The 18,606-nt window shown below is 58.6% G+C and carries 20 protein-coding genes and 1 tRNA gene; 11 read left to right on the forward strand and 10 right to left on the reverse strand.

Features of this window, described 5'->3' with window-relative positions; translation table 11 throughout:
• Position 1: 1 nt before the first annotated feature.
• Positions 2 to 550, forward strand: a complete 549-nt coding sequence (locus ACR0AM_RS01265) for a sugar O-acetyltransferase (protein WP_480553729.1) — start codon at positions 2 to 4, stop codon at positions 548 to 550.
• Here the strand turns inward: ACR0AM_RS01265 and ACR0AM_RS01270 are convergent.
• From ACR0AM_RS01270 to ACR0AM_RS01280, 3 genes are all read right to left on the reverse strand, one after another.
• Positions 547 to 2,355, reverse strand: a complete 1,809-nt coding sequence (locus ACR0AM_RS01270) for an ABC-F family ATP-binding cassette domain-containing protein (protein ID WP_480621922.1) — start codon at positions 2,353 to 2,355, stop codon at positions 547 to 549. The genes ACR0AM_RS01265 and ACR0AM_RS01270 overlap by 4 nt on opposite strands.
• A gap of 68 nt (positions 2,356 to 2,423) precedes the next feature.
• Complete coding sequence (locus tag ACR0AM_RS01275; protein ID WP_480621923.1) at positions 2,424 to 3,164, reverse strand: GNAT family N-acetyltransferase; 741 nt, start codon at positions 3,162 to 3,164, stop codon at positions 2,424 to 2,426.
• Between the two features lie 100 nt (positions 3,165 to 3,264).
• Complete coding sequence (locus ACR0AM_RS01280; protein WP_480493020.1) at positions 3,265 to 3,738, reverse strand: outer membrane protein assembly factor BamE; 474 nt, start codon at positions 3,736 to 3,738, stop codon at positions 3,265 to 3,267.
• Positions 3,739 to 3,823: 85 nt separating this feature from the next.
• Here ACR0AM_RS01280 and ACR0AM_RS01285 point away from each other — a divergent pair, with 85 nt between their 5' ends.
• From ACR0AM_RS01285 to ACR0AM_RS01320, 8 genes are all read left to right on the forward strand, one after another.
• On the forward strand, positions 3,824 to 4,360 hold the full coding sequence (locus tag ACR0AM_RS01285; protein ID WP_480473241.1) for a YceD family protein: 537 nt from the start codon (positions 3,824 to 3,826) through the stop codon (positions 4,358 to 4,360).
• Between the two features lie 205 nt (positions 4,361 to 4,565).
• On the forward strand, positions 4,566 to 4,772 hold the full coding sequence (gene rpmF, locus ACR0AM_RS01290; RefSeq protein WP_008756996.1) for a 50S ribosomal protein L32: 207 nt from the start codon (positions 4,566 to 4,568) through the stop codon (positions 4,770 to 4,772).
• 24 nt (positions 4,773 to 4,796) lie between these two features.
• The gene (gene plsX, locus ACR0AM_RS01295) at positions 4,797 to 5,885 is read left to right on the forward strand and encodes a phosphate acyltransferase PlsX (RefSeq protein WP_480621924.1); all 1,089 of its coding nucleotides are present in this window, start codon (positions 4,797 to 4,799) and stop codon (positions 5,883 to 5,885) included.
• Between the two features lie 22 nt (positions 5,886 to 5,907).
• The gene (locus tag ACR0AM_RS01300) at positions 5,908 to 6,879 is read left to right on the forward strand and encodes a beta-ketoacyl-ACP synthase III (protein WP_480473245.1); all 972 of its coding nucleotides are present in this window, start codon (positions 5,908 to 5,910) and stop codon (positions 6,877 to 6,879) included.
• 96 nt (positions 6,880 to 6,975) lie between these two features.
• On the forward strand, positions 6,976 to 7,278 hold the full coding sequence (gene ihfA / locus ACR0AM_RS01305; RefSeq protein ID WP_209503673.1) for an integration host factor subunit alpha: 303 nt from the start codon (positions 6,976 to 6,978) through the stop codon (positions 7,276 to 7,278).
• A gap of 18 nt (positions 7,279 to 7,296) precedes the next feature.
• Positions 7,297 to 7,902, forward strand: coding sequence for a MerR family transcriptional regulator (locus ACR0AM_RS01310; RefSeq protein ID WP_480473247.1), 606 nt, complete (start codon positions 7,297 to 7,299; stop codon positions 7,900 to 7,902).
• A 61-nt stretch (positions 7,903 to 7,963) separates the two neighbouring features.
• Positions 7,964 to 8,040, forward strand: a tRNA-Pro gene (locus ACR0AM_RS01315).
• A gap of 61 nt (positions 8,041 to 8,101) precedes the next feature.
• Positions 8,102 to 9,181, forward strand: a complete 1,080-nt coding sequence (locus ACR0AM_RS01320) for a 2'-deoxycytidine 5'-triphosphate deaminase (RefSeq protein ID WP_480493018.1) — start codon at positions 8,102 to 8,104, stop codon at positions 9,179 to 9,181.
• A gap of 93 nt (positions 9,182 to 9,274) precedes the next feature.
• Here ACR0AM_RS01320 and scpB read toward each other — a convergent pair whose 3' ends face one another.
• The 6 genes from scpB to ACR0AM_RS01350 all read right to left on the reverse strand — a co-directional run bounded on the left by scpB (position 9,275) and on the right by ACR0AM_RS01350 (position 15,993).
• Entirely contained in the window at positions 9,275 to 9,922 is a 648-nt protein-coding gene (scpB, locus tag ACR0AM_RS01325; RefSeq protein ID WP_267363960.1) for an SMC-Scp complex subunit ScpB, read from the reverse strand.
• Entirely contained in the window at positions 9,915 to 10,709 is a 795-nt protein-coding gene (locus ACR0AM_RS01330) for a segregation and condensation protein A (protein WP_480517368.1), read from the reverse strand. The genes scpB and ACR0AM_RS01330 overlap by 8 nt, the downstream gene beginning before the upstream one ends.
• Positions 10,699 to 11,706, reverse strand: a complete 1,008-nt coding sequence (nagZ, locus tag ACR0AM_RS01335; RefSeq protein ID WP_480517370.1) for a beta-N-acetylhexosaminidase — start codon at positions 11,704 to 11,706, stop codon at positions 10,699 to 10,701. The genes ACR0AM_RS01330 and nagZ overlap by 11 nt, the downstream gene beginning before the upstream one ends.
• On the reverse strand, positions 11,703 to 12,767 hold the full coding sequence (locus ACR0AM_RS01340) for an SPOR domain-containing protein (protein ID WP_480621925.1): 1,065 nt from the start codon (positions 12,765 to 12,767) through the stop codon (positions 11,703 to 11,705). The genes nagZ and ACR0AM_RS01340 overlap by 4 nt, the downstream gene beginning before the upstream one ends.
• An 88-nt stretch (positions 12,768 to 12,855) precedes the next feature.
• The gene (argS, locus tag ACR0AM_RS01345; RefSeq protein ID WP_480517374.1) at positions 12,856 to 14,601 is read right to left on the reverse strand and encodes an arginine--tRNA ligase; all 1,746 of its coding nucleotides are present in this window, start codon (positions 14,599 to 14,601) and stop codon (positions 12,856 to 12,858) included.
• Between the two features lie 252 nt (positions 14,602 to 14,853).
• Entirely contained in the window at positions 14,854 to 15,993 is a 1,140-nt protein-coding gene (locus tag ACR0AM_RS01350; RefSeq protein ID WP_480473259.1) for a deoxyguanosinetriphosphate triphosphohydrolase, read from the reverse strand.
• A gap of 76 nt (positions 15,994 to 16,069) precedes the next feature.
• Here ACR0AM_RS01350 and ACR0AM_RS01355 point away from each other — a divergent pair, with 76 nt between their 5' ends.
• A complete protein-coding gene (locus ACR0AM_RS01355; protein WP_267363969.1) occupies positions 16,070 to 16,393 on the forward strand; it encodes a HesB/IscA family protein in 324 nt (107 codons plus the stop codon).
• A 280-nt stretch (positions 16,394 to 16,673) separates the two neighbouring features.
• Complete coding sequence (gene xth, locus ACR0AM_RS01360) at positions 16,674 to 17,453, forward strand: exodeoxyribonuclease III (RefSeq protein WP_480473261.1); 780 nt, start codon at positions 16,674 to 16,676, stop codon at positions 17,451 to 17,453.
• A 4-nt stretch (positions 17,454 to 17,457) separates the two neighbouring features.
• Here xth and ACR0AM_RS01365 read toward each other — a convergent pair whose 3' ends face one another.
• Positions 17,458 to 18,606, reverse strand: a complete 1,149-nt coding sequence (locus ACR0AM_RS01365; protein ID WP_480621926.1) for an FAD-dependent monooxygenase — start codon at positions 18,604 to 18,606, stop codon at positions 17,458 to 17,460.

Here is an 18,606-nt window from a genome sequence, read left to right on the forward strand (position 1 = left end):
CATGTCGGAGCGCCAGAAAATGCAGTCCGGGCAGTGGTATTGCTGTCTCGATCCCGAGTTGGACGATCTGCGCGCGCAAGCACGACGGGCTGTTCACGCTCACAACACCTGTCCGCCCGATACACGCGGCGCGATGGCCCCGGAACTGCACGCGCTGCTGGGCCATGTCGGCGAGGACTGTTTTCTCGAAGCCCCTTTTCATTGCGCCTATGGAATGAACATCCATCTGGGCAGCCGGGTTTTCTTCAATGCCGGATGCGTTGTTCTGGACACGGCCCCCGTTCGGGTTGGCGACGACACGATGTTCGGCCCCAATGTTCAGATTTACTGCGCGCATCATGCCAAGGACCCTGCTGATCGGGCACAAGGGCTGGAAGTCGGCCTGCCCGTCAACATCGGCAGGCAGGTTTGGATTGGCGGCGGAGCGATCCTGTTGCCCGGCATAACCATAGGCGACTACGCCACAATCGGCGCAGGCAGCGTCGTCACCAAAGATGTCCCCGCCAGAGAAACCGTGGCAGGTAATCCAGCAAGACGTCTGGCCCTCTAAACGCTTTCAGCTTTCTCTTCGAGCGTCAGCCATTCCTCTTCAGCGGCCGAGAGTTTCTCCTGCCGCTCAACCAACGCCTCGGTCGCTTTTTGGAACTTCACCGGCTCACGCGTGAACAGCTCGGGATCGGACATCAACTCTTCCAGCTTGGCAATCTCGGCCTCTAGGCGCGCGATCTCGGCAGGCAGTTTCTCCAGCCGGTGCTTCTCCGAGAAGGACAAGCCGGATTTCGGCTTTTCTTCCTGCTTGACCTTTGGCTTTGAAAGCTTTGCTTTTTCTACACTTTTTTCGATCAAATCACCGCGCTGTGCGATGTAATCCGACCAACCGCCAGCATAGACTGTCGCCTGTCCGTTACCCTCCATCGCGATGGTGGTTGTCGCCACGCGGTCCAGAAAATCCCGGTCATGGCTAACCAGCAGAACGGTGCCGTCGTAATCGTCCAAAAGCTCTTGCAGCAGGTCCAGCGTCTCGACATCCAGATCGTTGGTCGGTTCGTCCAGCACCAATAGGTTCGAGGGTTTCGCCATCAGCTTGGCCAGAAGCAATCGGGCTTTTTCCCCACCGGACAGGGACTTGACGGCTGCTCGGGCCTGCCGTTCGTCAAATAGAAATTCCTTGAGATACCCTACAACATGTTTGGGCTGCCCGCCCACCATCACCTGATCGGCCTTGCCCGACACCCGCATAGCCGGATCGCCGGTCAGACTGTCCCACAGGCTCATCTCAGGGTCTAGTTGGGCGCGGTTCTGATCGAATACCGCGATTTCAAGGTTCGTCCCCTGAGATACCGAGCCCGCGTCCGGCTCCACCTGCCCCAGCAGCATCTTCAGCAACGTTGTTTTTCCAACACCGTTCGGCCCGACAAAGGCCACCCGGTCACCGCGCTGTACCAGCAGATCAAAGTTCCGAACGATCTGCTTGTCGCCAAATCCTTTGGCCAGCGCCTTGGCCTCAATGACCTTGCGGCCCGATTTTGGCCCTGCCTCCAGCGCCATTGCAGCCGAACCCTGACGTTTGATCTGCCCCGCCTTTTCAGTTCTCAACGCCTGCAAGGCCCGCACCCGGCCTTGGTTGCGTTTGCGTCGGGCACTAATGCCCTCAACCGCCCATTTCGCTTCAGATTTGATCAGGCGATTCAGCTTGTGGCGTTGCTGGTCCTCTTCCTCCCAGACCTTGTCCCGCCAGGCCTCAAAGGCTTCAAAACCCTGCTCCTGTCGCCGAACAGCCCCCCGGTCAATCCAAAACGTTGCCCGCGTCAGAGCCCTCAAAAAGGCTCGGTCATGCGAGATCAGCACAAAGGCCGCTCGGCTCGCGCCAAGTTCGCGTTCCAGCCACGCGATGGCTTCGATATCCAGATGGTTGGTCGGCTCGTCCAGCAACATCAGATCCGGTGCTTCGGCCATCAGCTTGGCCAGTGCCGCCCGCCGCCGCTCTCCGCCCGAAGCGGTCTCAACCGCGCGTGAAGGATCGAACTTCAACCCTTCACCGGCCCGTTCAACTTTGTAAAGTTCTCCCGGCTCCAACCCGCAGGATGCGTAATCTCCCAACGTGGCAAAGCCTTCCATCGTCGGATCTTGCTCCATATAGCCAACGGATTTCCCGGGCGGCACGACAATCTCGCCCCGATCCGCCTCGACCAGACCGGCCATCACTTTCATCAACGTGGACTTTCCGGACCCGTTTCGCCCCACCAGCGCAACACGATCACCGGGTTGAACCACCAGATCCAGTTCGGAAAACACCGGGTCACCCCCGAAAGTCAGGGAAATGCCGGACATCTGCAACAAAGGAATTCTCGCCATGTCCGCCAGCTAAACCGGCTGACACATTGCGTCAACGCCCCGTCTTCACCTTTTCAAAAATACTCAATCTACCCGGCCACCGCCCGCAACAGACGTTTGCGCGCCGGGGGGATCGCACCGATTTCCACCCCTGTGAAAACGTGCAGCGTGTTCATGTCGCGATCCACCACCGCATGATCGCTGACCCAACCGCCCATCATCAGATAGGTCCGCAACAAAGGCGGCATCAGCAGCATTGCCTTTTTAGAATCCGGTCTGCGCCGCAAACGCGCGGCAAAACGAAACACATCCGGAGCCTTCACGCGCGGCAACCAACGTTTCGGGCCCAGATGGCGATGTTTTAGCATCGCAAACGCATCCAGATACTGCTCTGTTTCGGTACCGGCAAAAGAGGAACATCCAAACAGCATCTCGACGTTGTTCCGATCAACGTAGGCCGTCATTGCACCCCAGGCGACACGCAGGATGTCGGGGTCGCTGTGATCAGGATGGATACAGAATCGTCCCATTTCGACCATCCGACCTTTGAAGCCTTCGAGCGAGGTCAGGTCATAGAACTGCGCCGAATAACTTCGCCCGATCTCGCCGCCACTATCCATGGTCAGCATCCGAAAGCAACAGACCAGCCGTTCTGCCGAGCGCATATCCTCGACCAGGATATGGCTACAGCGTGCATCAAACTCGTCGCAGTCCGGTTGCTCTGTGCCAAAAGCCAAGGTCCGCAATGCCTGAGCTGTTCTGATATCCTCGGGCGACTGCGCCAGTCTGGCGCGATAGCGCCCCTTGCTTAACAAAACTGCCGTTGCCACGGTCGCGCCCTCCACGGTTGCCGACCCTCAGGCGTCGGTACGACACCATTAGCACAAGACATGTGACTGCCCTGTGACCACCGCAAGGTTTAGGCGCAAATTAGTTGGCGCCCGGAATGTTCGCCGGGTTGAAGTTGCCGATATTGCCTAGCAGCTGACGCAGGAAGCCTTTGTCCTGAACGTTGGAATCGGTAACGCGGCGCTCCAGAGCAATCACATTCCCGTCTTCAAGACCAAAGCGTTCGATGTTTCTGACGACACCGCGCTGATCAAAACTGATGGCAACCAGTTCGCGGGATACCACCTCGGGCCGTTTCGGACCGTAGTGACGCACGCGAGAGCGGACATAGTAATAGCCCGAATCCCGAACCACGCCGGATGCGCCCGGCGCGCCGATAGCCTCTTGCACACTGTCCCGCGTGTCTACGCCTACTTTGATTTCCGCCAGTTCTTCGGCCGGTGGCACATAGCCGTGATTCTTGAAGATAGCCGTACAAGCCCCGGTCGCAGCCAGACAGGCAACAAACACAAGCGATTTCGCAGCTGGTTTCAACCGGTTCACTACCTTCAACATCTGCACCCTCTTGCCTTGGCCTTCTTCGGCTTCTATCCGATTACATAAACCGCTGCTACGGTTCAACACATAGAAAGGCTCACGAATGAGCAAGACGACATCATTTCGGGTGTCTGACCTGCCGCAGAACGCCCCGACACCGTTCGATCTGCGCCCCGCAACCACCGCGCTCGAGCAGATCAGGCAGGACCTTGGGCTGCTGGGGCTGCGCAAACTCAGCTTTTCGGGAGAACTGAGGGCGCAGGGCAAACGGGACTGGGTTCTAAACGGGAAACTCGGTGCAACTGTCATCCAACCTTGCGTAGTGACGCTAGAACCGGTGACGACAAGGATCGACATACCAGTGCACCGGACTTTTCTTGCGGATTGGGCAGACCCAGATGATCCAGAGTTCGAAATCCAGGAAGATGACGAATCTGAACCTTTGGGGCCTGAAATTGATCCGGCCCTTGTCATGGTCGAGGCCCTGTCTCTGGCTCTGCCACAATATCCGCGTAAAGACGGCGCGGAACTGGGTCAGGCTGCCTACACAGAACCGGGCAAACAGGCGATGACGGATGACGATGCCAAACCCTTTGCACGATTGGCAGGACTGCGCGATGTGCTAAAAAAAGACGAGTGACAGGTGCCAGATTTCCTGTCATAGCAGGCGGTCAGAAAAATCGCTTGAACATGCCGAGAATCGCAGTATTTTCGCGCGCTCATCGGATTTTGGGTTGGACATTGCGGGGCCCGTCGCCTAAACGCGCGTCAAACCACGATAAACGAACTACGAAACCCGGGTCGGCAGCGAATCTGCGGCCCCCAGTCAGACAAAGGTTGAGACCATGGCCGTCCAACAGAACAAAGTTTCCAAGTCGCGTCGCAACAACCGCCGCGCACACGACGCTCTGGTTGCTGCAAACCCGAACGAATGCCCGAACTGCGGCGAGCTGAAACGCCCGCACCACGTTTGTGCCTCTTGCGGCCACTATGACGATCGCGAAGTCGTCGCACAGGCCGACGAAATCGATCTGGACGAAGACGCAGCCTAAGCCTGATTGAGCGCAGGCCAAGGCATGAACGATCAGCCCACGCACGCCGGACGGATCACCATCTCGGTTGACGCAATGGGAGGGGACGCAGGTCCCGCTGTCGTCGTTGCAGGTCTGGCAAAATCGGCTGGCAAGAACCCGAATATCGGGTTCCTGCTGCACGGGCCCGAACAGGTATTGCGCAAGCTGGTTGCCAAACGACGTGTCCTTGAAGGGCGCGTCGTTTTTCGTGATTGCCCCGACGTTGTCACGATGGAAGACAAGCCCAGCCAGGTCGTGCGCAACGGCAAGCAGACCTCGATGTGGTCCGCGCTGGAAGCGGTTCGTCAGGGTGAAGCCCATGGCGCGGTGTCCTGCGGGAACACCGGTGCCCTTATGGCCCTTTCGATGATGCGTCTGCGCAAATTGCCGGGCGTGAACCGCCCCGCAATCGCGATCCTGTGGCCTTCGCGCAACCCGCAGGGGTTCAATGTAATGCTGGACGTGGGCGCCGATGTGCGCGCCGACGCCAAGGATTTGCTGCAATTCGCCCTGATGGGCGCGTCTTATGCGCGCAACGGCATGGCCCTGAACCGCCCCCGGATCGGGTTGCTGAACGTTGGCACCGAAGAGCATAAGGGCCGGGCCGAACTGAAAGAAGCGCATGCCATGATTTCGGAATACTCCGAACAGGCGAATTTCGAGTTTGTTGGCTTTGTCGAAGGCAGCGACATTCCCGGCGACAAGGCAGATGTCATTGTTACAGATGGGTTTACGGGCAACGTTGCGATCAAAACGGGCGAAGGCACAGCCAGGCTGATCGGAGATCTTCTGCGTGAGGCGTTCAAATACTCTCCGTTGTCGCGATTGGCTTCGGTCCTGGCCATTACGTCACTACAGCGCCTGAAAAAGCGCATTGATCCGCGGCGTGTGAATGGTGGCGTGTTTCTGGGTCTGAACGGGACTGTTATTAAATCCCATGGCGGGGCAGATGCGACCGGAGTGTCGGCAGCGATCAAACTGGCCTTTACTCTGGCACGGTCCGGCTTTGCCGAAAAATTAGCTGCGCGGGTTGCATCCACGGCCCAGCTTGCACAAGATGCCGCGCAAGCTGCGCCGCAGACCGATAAATAACAAAAAAGGCAGTACCCCAAAAATGGCAGGCCGTTCAGTTGTAGTAGGTGTCGGGCATTATTTGCCGGAACGTATTGTTCCAAATTCCGAGTTTGAGAAAACGCTGGACACAACGGATGAGTGGATCAGAACCCGGTCGGGGATCGAACGCCGCCATTTTGCTGCCGATGACGAAACGACGTCGGACCTGGCCACCAAAGCTGCCGAGGCTGCCCTGGCCGATGCGGGCCTGACATCGGATGATATTGACGCGATCGTCGTGGCGACCTCGACCGCGGACCTGACCTTTCCTTCTGCCGCGACCATGGTTCAGGCCCGGCTGGGTATGACCAAGGGGTTTGCTTTCGACGTACAGGCCGTCTGCGCGGGATTCGTTTTCGCTCTCAGCAACGCAAATGCGTTGATCTTGTCCGGTCAAGCCAAACGCGTGCTGGTCATTGGTGCCGAAACCTTTTCCCGGATTATGGACTGGACCGACCGCTCGACCTGTGTTCTGTTCGGGGATGGTGCCGGCGCTTTGGTACTCGAAGCGCAGGATGGCGAAGGCACCGCTGCGGATCGCGGCATACTCGCAACCGATCTGAACTCGGACGGGCGCTACAAGGACCTGCTTTATGTCGATGGGGGTGTTTCGACCCAATCCACCGGGCATCTGCGTATGCAGGGCAATCAGGTTTTCCGACATGCCGTTGAAAAGCTTACCAAAACGGCTGAAACAGCCCTGAGCCGCGCGGGGCTGAGCAGTGCTGACGTCGACTGGATTGTTCCTCATCAGGCCAATATTCGCATCATTCAGGGCACGGCCAAAAAGATGGGCCTGCCGATGGAAAACGTGGTTGTGACCGTTCAGGATCACGGCAACACCTCGGCTGCATCCATCCCATTGGCACTGTCGGTTGGTAAACAACGCGGGCAGATCAAACCCGGCGACTTGATCGTGACCGAAGCAATTGGCGGCGGTCTGGCCTGGGGCGCGGTGGTTCTGCGCTGGTAACCGGCGCAATCCAGCTTACACAGCTGCTTGCAATTCATTGATATTGACAGCGAATTTGCCATACCCATATGCTTTGACAGCAACAGGGGAAATGACATGGGCGACAATACACTGACTCGAATGGATCTGAGCGAGGCCGTCTTTCGCGAAGTTGGGCTTTCGCGCAACGAAAGTGCGCAGCTGGTCGAAAGCGTTCTGAACCACATGTCCGACGCTCTGGTGCGTGGCGAGCAGGTGAAGATCTCGTCCTTCGGTACGTTCAGTGTTCGCGACAAGACCGCGCGAGTCGGACGCAACCCCAAAACCGGCGAAGAGGTTCCGATACAGCCCCGCCGCGTACTGACCTTTCGCCCGTCGCATCTTATGAAAGATCGCGTCGCCGTCGGGAATCGCAAGTAACCCCAGGGTCACGCGGATATGAGCAAATCCCGCGACGCGTTTCGCACGATCAGTGAAGTAGCGGATTGGCTTGGTGTTCAGGCCCATGTTTTGCGTTTCTGGGAAAGCCGCTTCACTCAGGTCAAACCGGTCAAACGCGCGGGCGGGCGTCGGTATTACCGCCCCAATGACATGCGTCTTCTGGGCGGCATCAAGAAACTGCTTCACGAGGACGGGATCACAATCAAAGGTGTGCAGCGCATCCTGCGCGAGCAAGGCGTCGCACATGTCGCAGCACTGTCTCCGCCTCTAGACGAACCGGGCCCTGCCCTGATTGAACCCGTTCAGGGCAAAGTGGTGCCGTTCGAACCGAAACCCGCTGCCGCCACCGAACAAATCCTTATGGATCTGGACGAACCGGCCGAGCAGCCGGTGAACGAAGGCGTGCAGGCCGACGCACTTCCCGCGACTGCGTCAGAACAAGAACCACAGCCAGACCTGAACACTGCGCCCCTGATGGGTGGGATCGCGTCGCTGGCGTGGAAGCGCGCCGAGTTTGACGACGAACTACTGCGCCGGATTGCACCAATTGCAAAAGACCTGCGCCGCTGGCTGGATCGTGTTGAAACACAGGCGACGGGTTAGGAAAAAAGGCAGTGTTTTCCTCTTGCCCCTGCCGGGAAAATCTTTATGAACGGCCCAACGTCGGGCTATGGCGCAGCCTGGTAGCGCGTCCGTCTGGGGGACGGAAGGTCGCAGGTTCGAGTCCTGCTAGCCCGACCAAATCACACCGACGTTTATGGCACAAAGGCCAGATCCCGCTCTGGCACACGAGGGGATCGAGATGACAGGTGTTTGCGCGAACCAGCAAATCGAAGCAATGATCGCGCGCGGAGAGATTGCCGCCAACCCCGATGTCCTGCCAGCGCAAATTCAACCAGCCAGCCTTGATTTGCGTTTGGGAACAGTGGCCTACCGGGTACGCGCCTCGTTCCTCGCGGGCGAAGGACGGACCGTTACGGATCGGTTGGCCGAGTTCGAAATGCACCGCATCGACATCTCGGACGGCGCTGTTCTGGAAAAGGGCTGCGTCTATCTGGTGCCCCTGATGGAATCACTTGCCCTGCCCCGCGACATAACCGCCGTCGCCAATGCCAAAAGCTCGACCGGGCGGCTTGACCTTCTGACCCGTACCATTACCGATGGTGGCACAGAATTCGATCGTGTTCCTGCGGGCTATAAGGGCCCGCTGTATGCCGAGATCTGTCCACGTTCGTTTTCGGTTCTGGTCCGCCCCGGTATGCGTCTGAACCAGATCCGTTTCCGTCAAGGTCAGGCCGTCTTGTCTGACGCCGAACTGACCGCCCTGCACGCCGAATCGCCGTTGGTAGACGGCCCTGCTGTGATTCAGGACGGTCTTGGCTTTTCGGTGGATCTGCAACTGCCCGATACCGATCTGGTCGGCTATCGCGCCAAGCCCCATACCGGGGTAATCGATCTGGACCGAATTGGCGAATACGACCCCCAGGAATATTGGGAGGAAGTGCGCACCAAGGACGGTCGCATCATACTTGACCCCGGAGCATTCTATATCCTTGTCAGCCGCGAGGCGGTCCACATCCCGCCGATGTATGCCGCCGAAATGGCACCTTATCTGGCCATGGTTGGTGAATTCCGGGTGCATTATGCCGGATTCTTCGATCCCGGCTTTGGCCATGCAGCCGCCGGGGGGGCCGGGTCGCGAGGCGTGCTTGAGGTGCGATGCCACGAAGCGCCTTTCGTGCTGGAGCACGGACAAGTGGTCGGGCGCCTTGTCTATGAGAAAATGGCTGAAATGCCCACGCAGCTATATGGTGCCGGGATTGCATCGAACTATCAGGGCCAAGGCCTGAAGCTGTCCAAGCACTTCAAAGCGGCCGGCTAATCCTCAGAATTTCTTGCAACGGTGCACGTGCCGGATAACCCACGTTGCCTGTCGCAGGTTCCGCGCCTGACCCGTAGTGACCTGTCCGGGTTATTATTCCTCAAACAATTCCGACTGGTCCTCGTCCACTTCGTCCTCGCGCCCCTCGCCCAGAGGGATAGCCCCCGGTGGAGGCCGGTTTTCCAACAGACCCGCAGCCCTCAATTCCTTGAGACCCGGCAGGTCGCGGGCGTTCTCCAGACCAAAATGATCCAGAAATTCGGACGTCACCACAAATGTCACCGGACGACCCGGTGTCATGCGACGACGGCCCAGCCTGATCCACTCCATCTCTAGCAATTGATCAATCGTCCCGCGAGAGACTGACACGCCGCGAATTTCCTCAATCTCGGCGCGGGTGCAGGGTTGGTGATAGGCAACGATGGCCAATGTCTCGATCGCGGCCCGGCTGAGTTTACGAGTTTCAACCGTTTCCTTTTGCATCAGAAAGCCCAGATCAGGGGCCGTACGGATCGCCCATGCCTCTCCAACACGCACCACGCGCACGCCGCGCCCTTCGTAACGTCTCTGAAGCAACTCAACGGCTTGTGCGGCGTCGCTTCCATGCGGCATCCGCGCCTCAAGGTCGGCAATCGTCACCGGATCGGCGCTGGCAAACAAAACGGCCTCGACCATACGCTCCTGTTCCGCCAATGGTGGCGCCTCGAACAGGGTGCCGGTTTCTTCTGGGGCGTCAGTCACGTGTCTGGGTCCTCTTGCGCAAATGGATCGGCGCGAATGTCTCGCTCTGCTTGATCTCCATATGTCCTTCTTTCACCAGTTCCAGCGAGGCCGCAAAGGTCGCAGCCGTCGCCGACCTGCGGCGCACCGGGTCAGTATCCCAACCATCGGGCAGATAGGTTTCCATATCGGTCCACGTCCCCGCAAAACCGATCAGCGGGCGCATCCGCTCCAGTGCCTGCTCCATCGTAAACACCGAGTCGCGGTCCATCACAAAGGGGCGGAACTCGTCACGGGTGCGAATACGGGCATATCCCTGCATCAGATCCAGCAGCGTGGCGGAATAGGTTACGGTGCGGATGCGGGTTACGTCCTCGCCCTGCCCGCGCTTGAAAAAATCACGACCCAGTTGGTCGCGGGCCATCAGCCGCGCAGCGACGTCGCGCATTGCCTGCAGGCGTTCAAGTTGAAACGCCAGATGCGCGGCCAGTTCTTCACCCGATGGCCCATCGTCATCCGGATCTGGCGGGAGCAATAGACGGGACTTGAGAAAGGCCAGCCACGCCGCCATGACCAGATAATCGGCGGCCAGTTCAATGCGCAGCGCACGCGCCTTTTCAACAAAGGCCAGATATTGCTGCGCCAGCGCAAGAACCGAGATCTTGCGCAGATCCACTTTTTGCGTGCGTGATAGAGTTAGCAGAACGTCCAACGGGCCTTCGAACCCGTCGACATCAACAATCAGCGCTTCGGCCGCAAGACGATCCGCGACCGAGACAGGGTCTTCGCTAAAAAGATTATCGTTCATATACCTGCCCGCCCATTAGGGCAGATAGTTCCGCTTCGGCGGCTTGGATGTCAAGTTCCCGCGGGCGTTTGCGCATCGCCAGCGCCCGTTCTGCGCGGGCTTGTGCCACATCCGACATTTCTCCGGCAGTTTCCATTACAGCGGCACGTTCAGAAAAACTGCCATTGCAATGCAGGACTACATCGCAGCCCGCCTGCAAAGATTGGCGGGAGAGGTCCGTCAACGCCCCGCTGAGCGCCTTCATCGAGATATCGTCGGTCATAATCAGCCCGCCAAAGCCGATATTGTCTCGGATCAGACCCATCATGGCCGCGGAAATGGTGGCCGGCCGGGGATCTATCTGATCAAAGACCAGATGCGCGGTCATCCCCATCGGCAGGTCGTTCAAGGCACGGAACGGCGCGAAATCGCTGTATTCCAACTCTTCCAGCGGCAAATCAACATGCGGCAGGTCATGGTGACTGTCCAGAGTGGCACGGCCATGGCCGGGAATGTGCTTGAGAACCGGAAGAACGCCCCCATCAAGAAGGCCCTGCGCCACAGCCCTGCCGATCCTGGAAATCTGCTCAGGATCAAAGGCATAACAGCGGTTTTTCAGAAACGCGTGTGTCTCGGGCCGCACCACATCGACCATAGGGGCACAATTGCTGTCGATGCCCAGACCAAACAGCTCATCCGCAATCAGGCGGTACCTGAGGTACATGGCGCGTTCCGCTTGATCACCCGCCCTGGTCACATGATCCAGCGGGGGCAGCCATTCGCGGGCCAAGGGTGCGCGCAAACGCTGTACGCGCCCTCCTTCCTGATCAATGGTAATGGGGCAGTTGCGCCCAACAGCCTCTCGGAAATCATCACACAAGGCGCGCACCTGATCGGCGCTTTCAATATTGCGGGCGAACAGAATGAACCCAAACGGGTTCATCTGGCGAAACAGGTCTCTTTCCTCCTGCGTCAGGCGCAGTCCTTCAGCATCTGTGATCGCTGCTCCGAACTTCACCTCACGGCCACCGGAATACAGTCAGCGCCTTGCGCGACCAGAGCGGCGCAGAATTGGCGCGAGTCGCTCAGATCTTCAAACCCCAGAACGCGCAGGCGGTAGAAGGTCCGCCCACCGCTTGAGGTTTTCTGAATAACGCGCTGTTTTCCCGACATATACTCACCAAACTGACCATTCAAACGGTCCCACTCGGCCTGTGCCACTTGCGTGCTGTCATAAGCCCCAAGCTGCGCCAGTCGGGTCCCCTTGGCCAGTGTATCCGGATCAACATCCACCCCAACCGCAGCTTTCACCGCTGCATTAATGGCGTCTTCGGAATTCTCGCTGGGTGCGACCTGACTGCGGGTCGACCGTGCCGGACGCGTCACAGGGCGCAACGATCGGCGCACACCCGGCAACTCTGCGAAACTTGGGTCTGGCAAGGCCGCAGCAAAATCTGCCGGGTCAATGGCGGGTTCTTCGTCGGGGGTGGTCAGCGATGCCAGTTGCACACCGTCTTCGAATTCTTGCCGCGTTTCTGCTGCCGCACCCGCCAATTCCGCAACCAGCGCATCTACTGCGTTCTGGCGCAGGCGCGCGGCTTCCTGCGTGGTGATCGGTTCTTCGACCACATGCAGCGCAGGGGTCGGCTTCAGTTCTCCGGCGGGCAGGTCTTCTTCCGTAAGGGACACCGGGCGCGGCGCAAGGATCAACCGGTCAGCCGGTGCCGCGGCACTGCCTTCGGCGGCGACGGCATTCACGGCATAGCCCTGATGATCGGCGGGTGTTCCACCCGGATTTTCCGGTTGCACACGCATCGGCCCTTCGGCGGCGCGGACAACCGGCACGCCACTGACATCGCGCATGATCAGTTGATAGCCCCAGACCCCGACACCGGCGACCAGCGCCAAGGAAGCAACAGCCCCCAGGAAATTGACTGCCCTGCCCAGACCAAACGAGCCTCGCGGCGCGTCATCTTCCTGCATATCTTCGGGAAAATCATACACATCATCAGAATGCGCTTGATTCGGGTAATGAATCTGCCCGGGGCTTTGATGCCCCGAGTAATCGTAACTCGCCATGTCCGCCTCACTGCCCGTTTCGCGCCTGAAAATAAGGCCCGCGGGTCATTTCTTGCCTACCTCGTACCGGCGGTTCGGGCGATATTTGTTACCGCATCTCCTGCGCCGGAGTAACGCCAAGAATACCCAAGCCCGCTGAAATCACAACGGAAACGGCCCGGGCCAAAGCGATTTTTGACTGGCTTGTGGCAACATCGCCATCCTGAATGAAACGCAATTGCGTCTCGTCATTACCCTTGTTCCACAACGCATGAAAGTCGCCTGCAAGTTCATAAAGGTAAAATGCGACCCGGTGCGGTTCATTGGTCCGCGCCGCAATCTCGACCAGCCGCGGCCATTCTGCCAGCTTCTTGGCAACAACCAGTTCCGAGGCATGATCGTTTTTGCTCAGGTCGGCGCCTGCAAGGGTCGCATCATCAACCGCAATTCCAGCCTCGGCCGCGCGGCGCAACACGCTCATGACACGGGCATGTGCGTATTGAACGTAGAATACAGGGTTCTCGCGACTTTGTTCCAGAACCTTGTCAAAATCGAAATCCAACGGCGCGTCGTTCTTGCGGGTCAGCATAACAAACCGCGTCACGTCCGGGCCCACCTGATCGACCACATCGCGCAGAGTGACAAAGTTCCCTGCACGCTTGGACATCTTGAACGGCTCGCCATTCTTCCACAGCTTCACCAGCTGCGTCAGCTTGATATCTAGCGGCACCTCACCGTCGGACAGTGCCGAAACAGCCGCCTTCATCCGCTTGACATAGCCGCCATGGTCCGCGCCAAACACGTCGATCAGCGCGTCAAAACCACGGGACACCTTGTCATAGTGATAGGCAATATCCGGGGCAAAATAGGTCCAGCTGCCATCTGATTTCTTGACAGGGCGATCCACATCATCGCCATGTTCGGTCGATTTGAACAGCGTCTGTTCGCGTGGCTCCCAATCTTCGGGCTTTTTGCCCTTCGGCGGCTCGAGCACGCCTTCGTAAATCAGACCCTTGTCAGTCAGCGATTGCAATGCGGCCTCGATCCGACCGGTGCCATAGAGCGATTTTTCCGAGAAGAACACATCCATCTCAACGCCCAGCGCTTTTAAGTCAGCACGGATCAGATCCATCATCGCGTCGGTCGAGAACTCACGTACCTCTTCCAGCCAGTCACTTTCCGGCTTGTCGATCAGGCTGTCGCCGTATTTCTCTTTCAACGCTTCCCCAATTGGGATCAGGTAGTCGCCGGGATAAAGACCTTCGGCAATCTCGGGGCTCAGACCATTGGCCTCGCGATAGCGTTCGTAAGCCGAGCGCGCCAGCACATCCACCTGCGCGCCGCCGTCGTTGATGTAGTACTCGCGGGTCACATCATGGCCCGAATAGGCCAGCAGGCTTGCCAGAGCGTCACCGAAAACCGCGCCCCGTGTATGACCCACGTGCAGCGGACCGGTTGGGTTGGCCGAAACATATTCAACGTTGACCTTTTGCCCATGGCCCATAGTCGAGCGGCCATAATCGGTGCCCTTCTCCAGCACAGCCGCCAGCACGCCTTGCCAGACCGACGGTGCCAGCCGCAAATTGAGAAAGCCCGGACCTGCCACATCGGCGCTGGTGATCCGGTCATCTGCCGCCAGCTTCCCCGCCAATACCTCGGCAATGTCACGCGGTTTCATCCTGGCCGGTTTTGCCAGCACCATCGCCGCGTTTGTCGCCATGTCGCCATGCGCCGCGTCGCGCGGCGGTTCGACCGCCACGTTGTCAAAACTCAGCCCCTCGGGCAACGCGCCTTCGGACTGCATCTGCGCCAGCGCGTCCAGTACAAGGCCGCGGATCTCGGAAAACAGGTTCATTTCGGATGTCCTTTTGCTTGCCCGGCGGTTTACCACGCATCACGGCAAGGTCAATGGACGCCTAATGTTTGGACTTGGTTTGCGCCCAATGTCTGCCAATCTCGCCCGGATTTCCACTGTCAGAGATTTCAAATACCCTGCGGGCTGTCTGTCGTACGGCTTCTGATCATCGCTTCCCGCCTGCGCAAGGCACCAATCAACCCACAAAAAAGGTCGCAAACATGGACCATTACCCGTGTCATTGCGGCCCAGTCAGCCAGTCAGCCGCGCGTGATCCTGCAAGGCAAAACGGTCGGTCATACCTGCGATGTAGTCCGATACGATCCGGGCCAAAGCTGTCTCATCCGCCGCAGCTTCAATATCCTCGTGCCAACGTGCGGGCATCTGTTTCGGGTCGTTCAGGTAGATCGGGAACAGGTCTTCGACAACCGTTGCAACCTTGGCCCGTACCTTCATGACGCTGGGTGCGCGATACATCCGGGTGAACAGGAACGCCCTGATTTGTTTCAGATCCGCCCAAGTCCCGGTCGAGAATTGGATGACAGGATGCCCAAGATGGCGAATCTCTTCGACCGATTGCGCGCCCGAGGCTACAATCAAGTCTCGTGACGTTGTGATGACATCTGCCACCATGACCCCAAATACCCGCCGCAGTGCTTCATGACGTCGTCGATACGGATCAAGACCGGGGTATTTAGCATCCACATCCGCGTAGCATCCCCCCACGATCGGAAGGTGACGCAGATCATCATCTTCAAACAACCCCGCGCGCAACCCATCCAGAAGGTCGTGATTGTTGTAAGCAATGTCATCAGACAAAGCCGCCACCTGCGCCTCGGCACTTGCATGGGTATGAAGTTCAAGATCAAAGCCCTGGTTGCATTCAGCCAGCGCCCACGGCAGATCGCCAACAACCGGACCGTTATGCTTGGCGATACCCTCCAGACATTCCCAGGTCAGGTTGCATCCGTCAAACCCGGCATAATGCCGCTCCAGCTTCGTTACGATCCGAATGGCCTGGGCATTGTGATCAAACCCCCCGTAAGGCACCATCAGCGCGTGGAGGGCGTCTTCACCCGTATGACCAAAGGGTGTATGACCCAGGTCGTGCGCCAGGGCTACAGCCTCGGTGAGTTCAGGATTCAGGCCCAACGCCCCTGAAATGGTTCGCGCGACCTGAGCAACTTCGATGGAATGGGTCAGCCGTGTTCGATAACTGTCACCTTCATGCTCGACAAAGACTTGCGTCTTGTGTTTGAGCCGCCGAAACGCACTGGCGTGAATGATCCGGTCGCGATCACGCTGAAAGCATGACCGGAAGCTGCTTTCTTCCTCTGGCACCAGCCGCCCCCTTGCGCGGTCTGGGTCCGAAGCAAATCCCGCTCTGTCCAAAGGCCTTGTCCTTGTCGCCTGTCTTTTTGTTTCATATATTGTAGGACGCTTGGGAATTAAACCTTTGGAGACCGGCATGAATCTGCCCCCATCAGTCACCGAACGCGCCTTTGACCGCCTCGCCGAGATCGGCGCCGCGGAACAGGGGCAAGCCCTGCGTGTCGCAGTGGAGGGTGGTGGATGTTCCGGTTTTCAATATGAAATCGCTCTGGACACGCCAAACACCGATGACCTCATCCTTGAAGGCAAGGGGCAGAAAGTCATCGTCGACCCGGTCTCTCTGCCCTTTCTTGAAAACGCGGTGATCGATTTCACTCAGGAGCTTATTGGTGCAAGGTTTGTGATCGACAACCCCAACGCCACCTCTTCCTGTGGCTGCGGCACGTCGTTTTCGATGTAACCGGCGGGGGCTTTGCCCCCACACCCCCAGGATATTTTCAGCCAGATGAAGCAGGGATCCGCTCTCTGACCAAAACGACCAGAGAGCTTCACCTGGCGCGGTCATCGGCGTCCCCGCCTGTAACGCCCCTTCTAGTATCGAAAAAATGGTTAAGGGTTCGTTTCTTCATCTGGCTAAAAATATCCCGGAGCGCGAGGCAGAGCCTCGCTAATCCGATCTCCGACTTGCCGCTGGGCCCGTTCTGAGCGATAGGTTGCCACAAGGTTTCGGAGGATCGCGCATGAAAATCGCCACGTTCAACATCAATGGCATCAAGGCACGAACCGAGGCGCTGCCCCGCTGGCTGGACGACGCCCAACCCGACGTTGTTCTTCTTCAGGAAATCAAATCCGTCGACGAGAACTTCCCCCGCGAGATGTTTGAAGATCGCGGGTACAACGTGGAAACACATGGGCAAAAAAGCTTTAATGGTGTCGCGATCCTGTCGAAGCTTCCGCTGGAGGATGTATCTCGCGGCCTTCCCGGCGATGACAATGATGAACAGGCGCGCTGGATCGAGGCCACCGTCGTAGGCAAAAAGGCCCTGCGGCTCTGTGGGCTGTATCTGCCCAACGGGAATCCGGCACCCGGACCGAAATACGATTACAAGCTGGCCTGGATGGAACGGCTTTACGACCGCGCCCAGGCCCTGATGAAGTCAGAGGAGCCTGCCCTGATGGCCGGAGACTATAACATCATCCCACAGGCCGAGGATGCCAAACGCCCCGATGCCTGGCGGGAAGACGCGTTGTTCCGCCCGGAAAGCCGGGCCGCCTTTCGAAAGATCCTGAACCTTGGCTTTACCGAGGCCTTTCGCGCCACAACGCAGGGCCCCGATCACTATTCTTTCTGGGATTATCAGGCTGGCGCGTGGAACCGGAATGACGGAATTCGAATTGATCATTTCCTGCTGACGCCACAAGCGGCCGACCTCATGCGGGATTGCCAGATTGATGCGGCTGTTCGGGGGCACGAAAAGCCATCCGATCACGTTCCCGTCTGGATTGACCTGGATCTTTGAGGCCCTAGGCGGCCGTGACGTCGTGACTGTAGATCCATTCATAGCGTTGTGACAACCGGGCACCGACGACCCTCAGCACACATTGCGCAGCCATACGGGCTGGACCGCGCAGATGAAAGTTCCGCGCATTTGACCCGGCCGCCGCGACAACGCGCTGCGCCCTTGGTTTGCGGGTTGTTTCATAGGCCGCCAGTGCGTTGGTGATACCCGATCGTTCGTCAAACGCACGCGCCAGAACCCAAGCGTCCTCGAGCGCCAGACATGCCCCTTGTGCCATGAATGGCAACGTCGGATGGGCCGCGTCCCCCACCAGAGCCAACCGACCATTCTGCCAGCTTTGGGCGACAGGCCGCAGAAACAATGCCCACAGATGCACATCCGTGACTTTCGACAGAATGTCGCGCACGGGGCCACCGAAATCTGCAAAGCGCTTGCGCAACTCTTCAGGGTCGCCCGTCTGACGCCATCCTTCTTCCCGCCAGTCCGAACGCTCTTCAACCGCGACAATGTTCATCATGCTTTCGTCGCGCAACGGATAGGTTACCACATGCCGCCCAGGCCCCATGGTCAGGGACGCCGAAACCGGGTCGCGACCGGGCTGCCAGGGGATGGCGGCGCGCCACGCCACCTGATGCGTGAACTCCGGCACCTCTGCCCCGTTCAGAGCCGGGCGGAGCATGCTGCGACCGCCATCGGCCGCAATGGCGCACTCGGCGCGAATTCGCTCGCCTGACGCCAAGATCACCTCAGCCTCGTTGGGATGCTTTTGCACATGCGAAACTCTGGCGCCCAAGCGGATATTCACGCCTGCGTCACAAGCCGCATCATGAAGAAGGTTCAGAAGGTCGGCACGGTGGTAGTAATAAGTCGGACCAGCTGCAGGGCCCGGCAGGTGACAGACCACGCGCCCTTTTCGGTAATCGCGCAAGACAGTTCCATGGGACTTCTGCCCGACGGAAAGACCTGTAACGCCAAGTGCATGAAGAACGCGCATCCCGTTCTCGCTGATCTGCAAACCAGCACCGACTTCGGTCAGGGCCGGGGCTTGCTCCAGAAGCGTGACATGCGCCCCACGGTGTTTCAGTGCCAGAGCCGAGGCCAGGCCGCCGATTCCACCGCCAATGACACAGAATTTCAATCCATCTATCTTCAT

Source organism: Ruegeria sp. AD9, assembly GCF_056542305.1.

Bases quoted from the DNA above. Each gene is read 5' to 3' on its own strand.
- ACR0AM_RS01265 (WP_480553729.1), top strand. From the start codon at position 2: ATGTCGGAGCGCCAGAAAATGCAGTCCGGGCAGTGGTATTGCTGTCTC.
- ACR0AM_RS01270 (WP_480621922.1), bottom strand. From the start codon at position 2,355: ATGGCGAGAATTCCTTTGTTGCAGATGTCCGGCATTTCCCTGACTTTC.
- ACR0AM_RS01280 (WP_480493020.1), bottom strand. From the start codon at position 3,738: ATGTTGAAGGTAGTGAACCGGTTGAAACCAGCTGCGAAATCGCTTGTG.
- ACR0AM_RS01285 (WP_480473241.1), top strand. From the start codon at position 3,824: ATGAGCAAGACGACATCATTTCGGGTGTCTGACCTGCCGCAGAACGCC.
- rpmF (WP_008756996.1), top strand. From the start codon at position 4,566: ATGGCCGTCCAACAGAACAAAGTTTCCAAGTCGCGTCGCAACAACCGC.
- plsX (WP_480621924.1), top strand. From the start codon at position 4,797: ATGAACGATCAGCCCACGCACGCCGGACGGATCACCATCTCGGTTGAC.
- ACR0AM_RS01300 (WP_480473245.1), top strand. From the start codon at position 5,908: ATGGCAGGCCGTTCAGTTGTAGTAGGTGTCGGGCATTATTTGCCGGAA.
- ihfA (WP_209503673.1), top strand. From the start codon at position 6,976: ATGGGCGACAATACACTGACTCGAATGGATCTGAGCGAGGCCGTCTTT.
- ACR0AM_RS01310 (WP_480473247.1), top strand. From the start codon at position 7,297: ATGAGCAAATCCCGCGACGCGTTTCGCACGATCAGTGAAGTAGCGGAT.
- ACR0AM_RS01320 (WP_480493018.1), top strand. From the start codon at position 8,102: ATGACAGGTGTTTGCGCGAACCAGCAAATCGAAGCAATGATCGCGCGC.
- ACR0AM_RS01330 (WP_480517368.1), bottom strand. From the start codon at position 10,709: ATGAACGATAATCTTTTTAGCGAAGACCCTGTCTCGGTCGCGGATCGT.
- ACR0AM_RS01340 (WP_480621925.1), bottom strand. From the start codon at position 12,767: ATGGCGAGTTACGATTACTCGGGGCATCAAAGCCCCGGGCAGATTCAT.
- argS (WP_480517374.1), bottom strand. From the start codon at position 14,601: ATGAACCTGTTTTCCGAGATCCGCGGCCTTGTACTGGACGCGCTGGCG.
- ACR0AM_RS01355 (WP_267363969.1), top strand. From the start codon at position 16,070: ATGAATCTGCCCCCATCAGTCACCGAACGCGCCTTTGACCGCCTCGCC.
- xth (WP_480473261.1), top strand. From the start codon at position 16,674: ATGAAAATCGCCACGTTCAACATCAATGGCATCAAGGCACGAACCGAG.
- ACR0AM_RS01365 (WP_480621926.1), bottom strand. From the start codon at position 18,606: ATGAAGATAGATGGATTGAAATTCTGTGTCATTGGCGGTGGAATCGGC.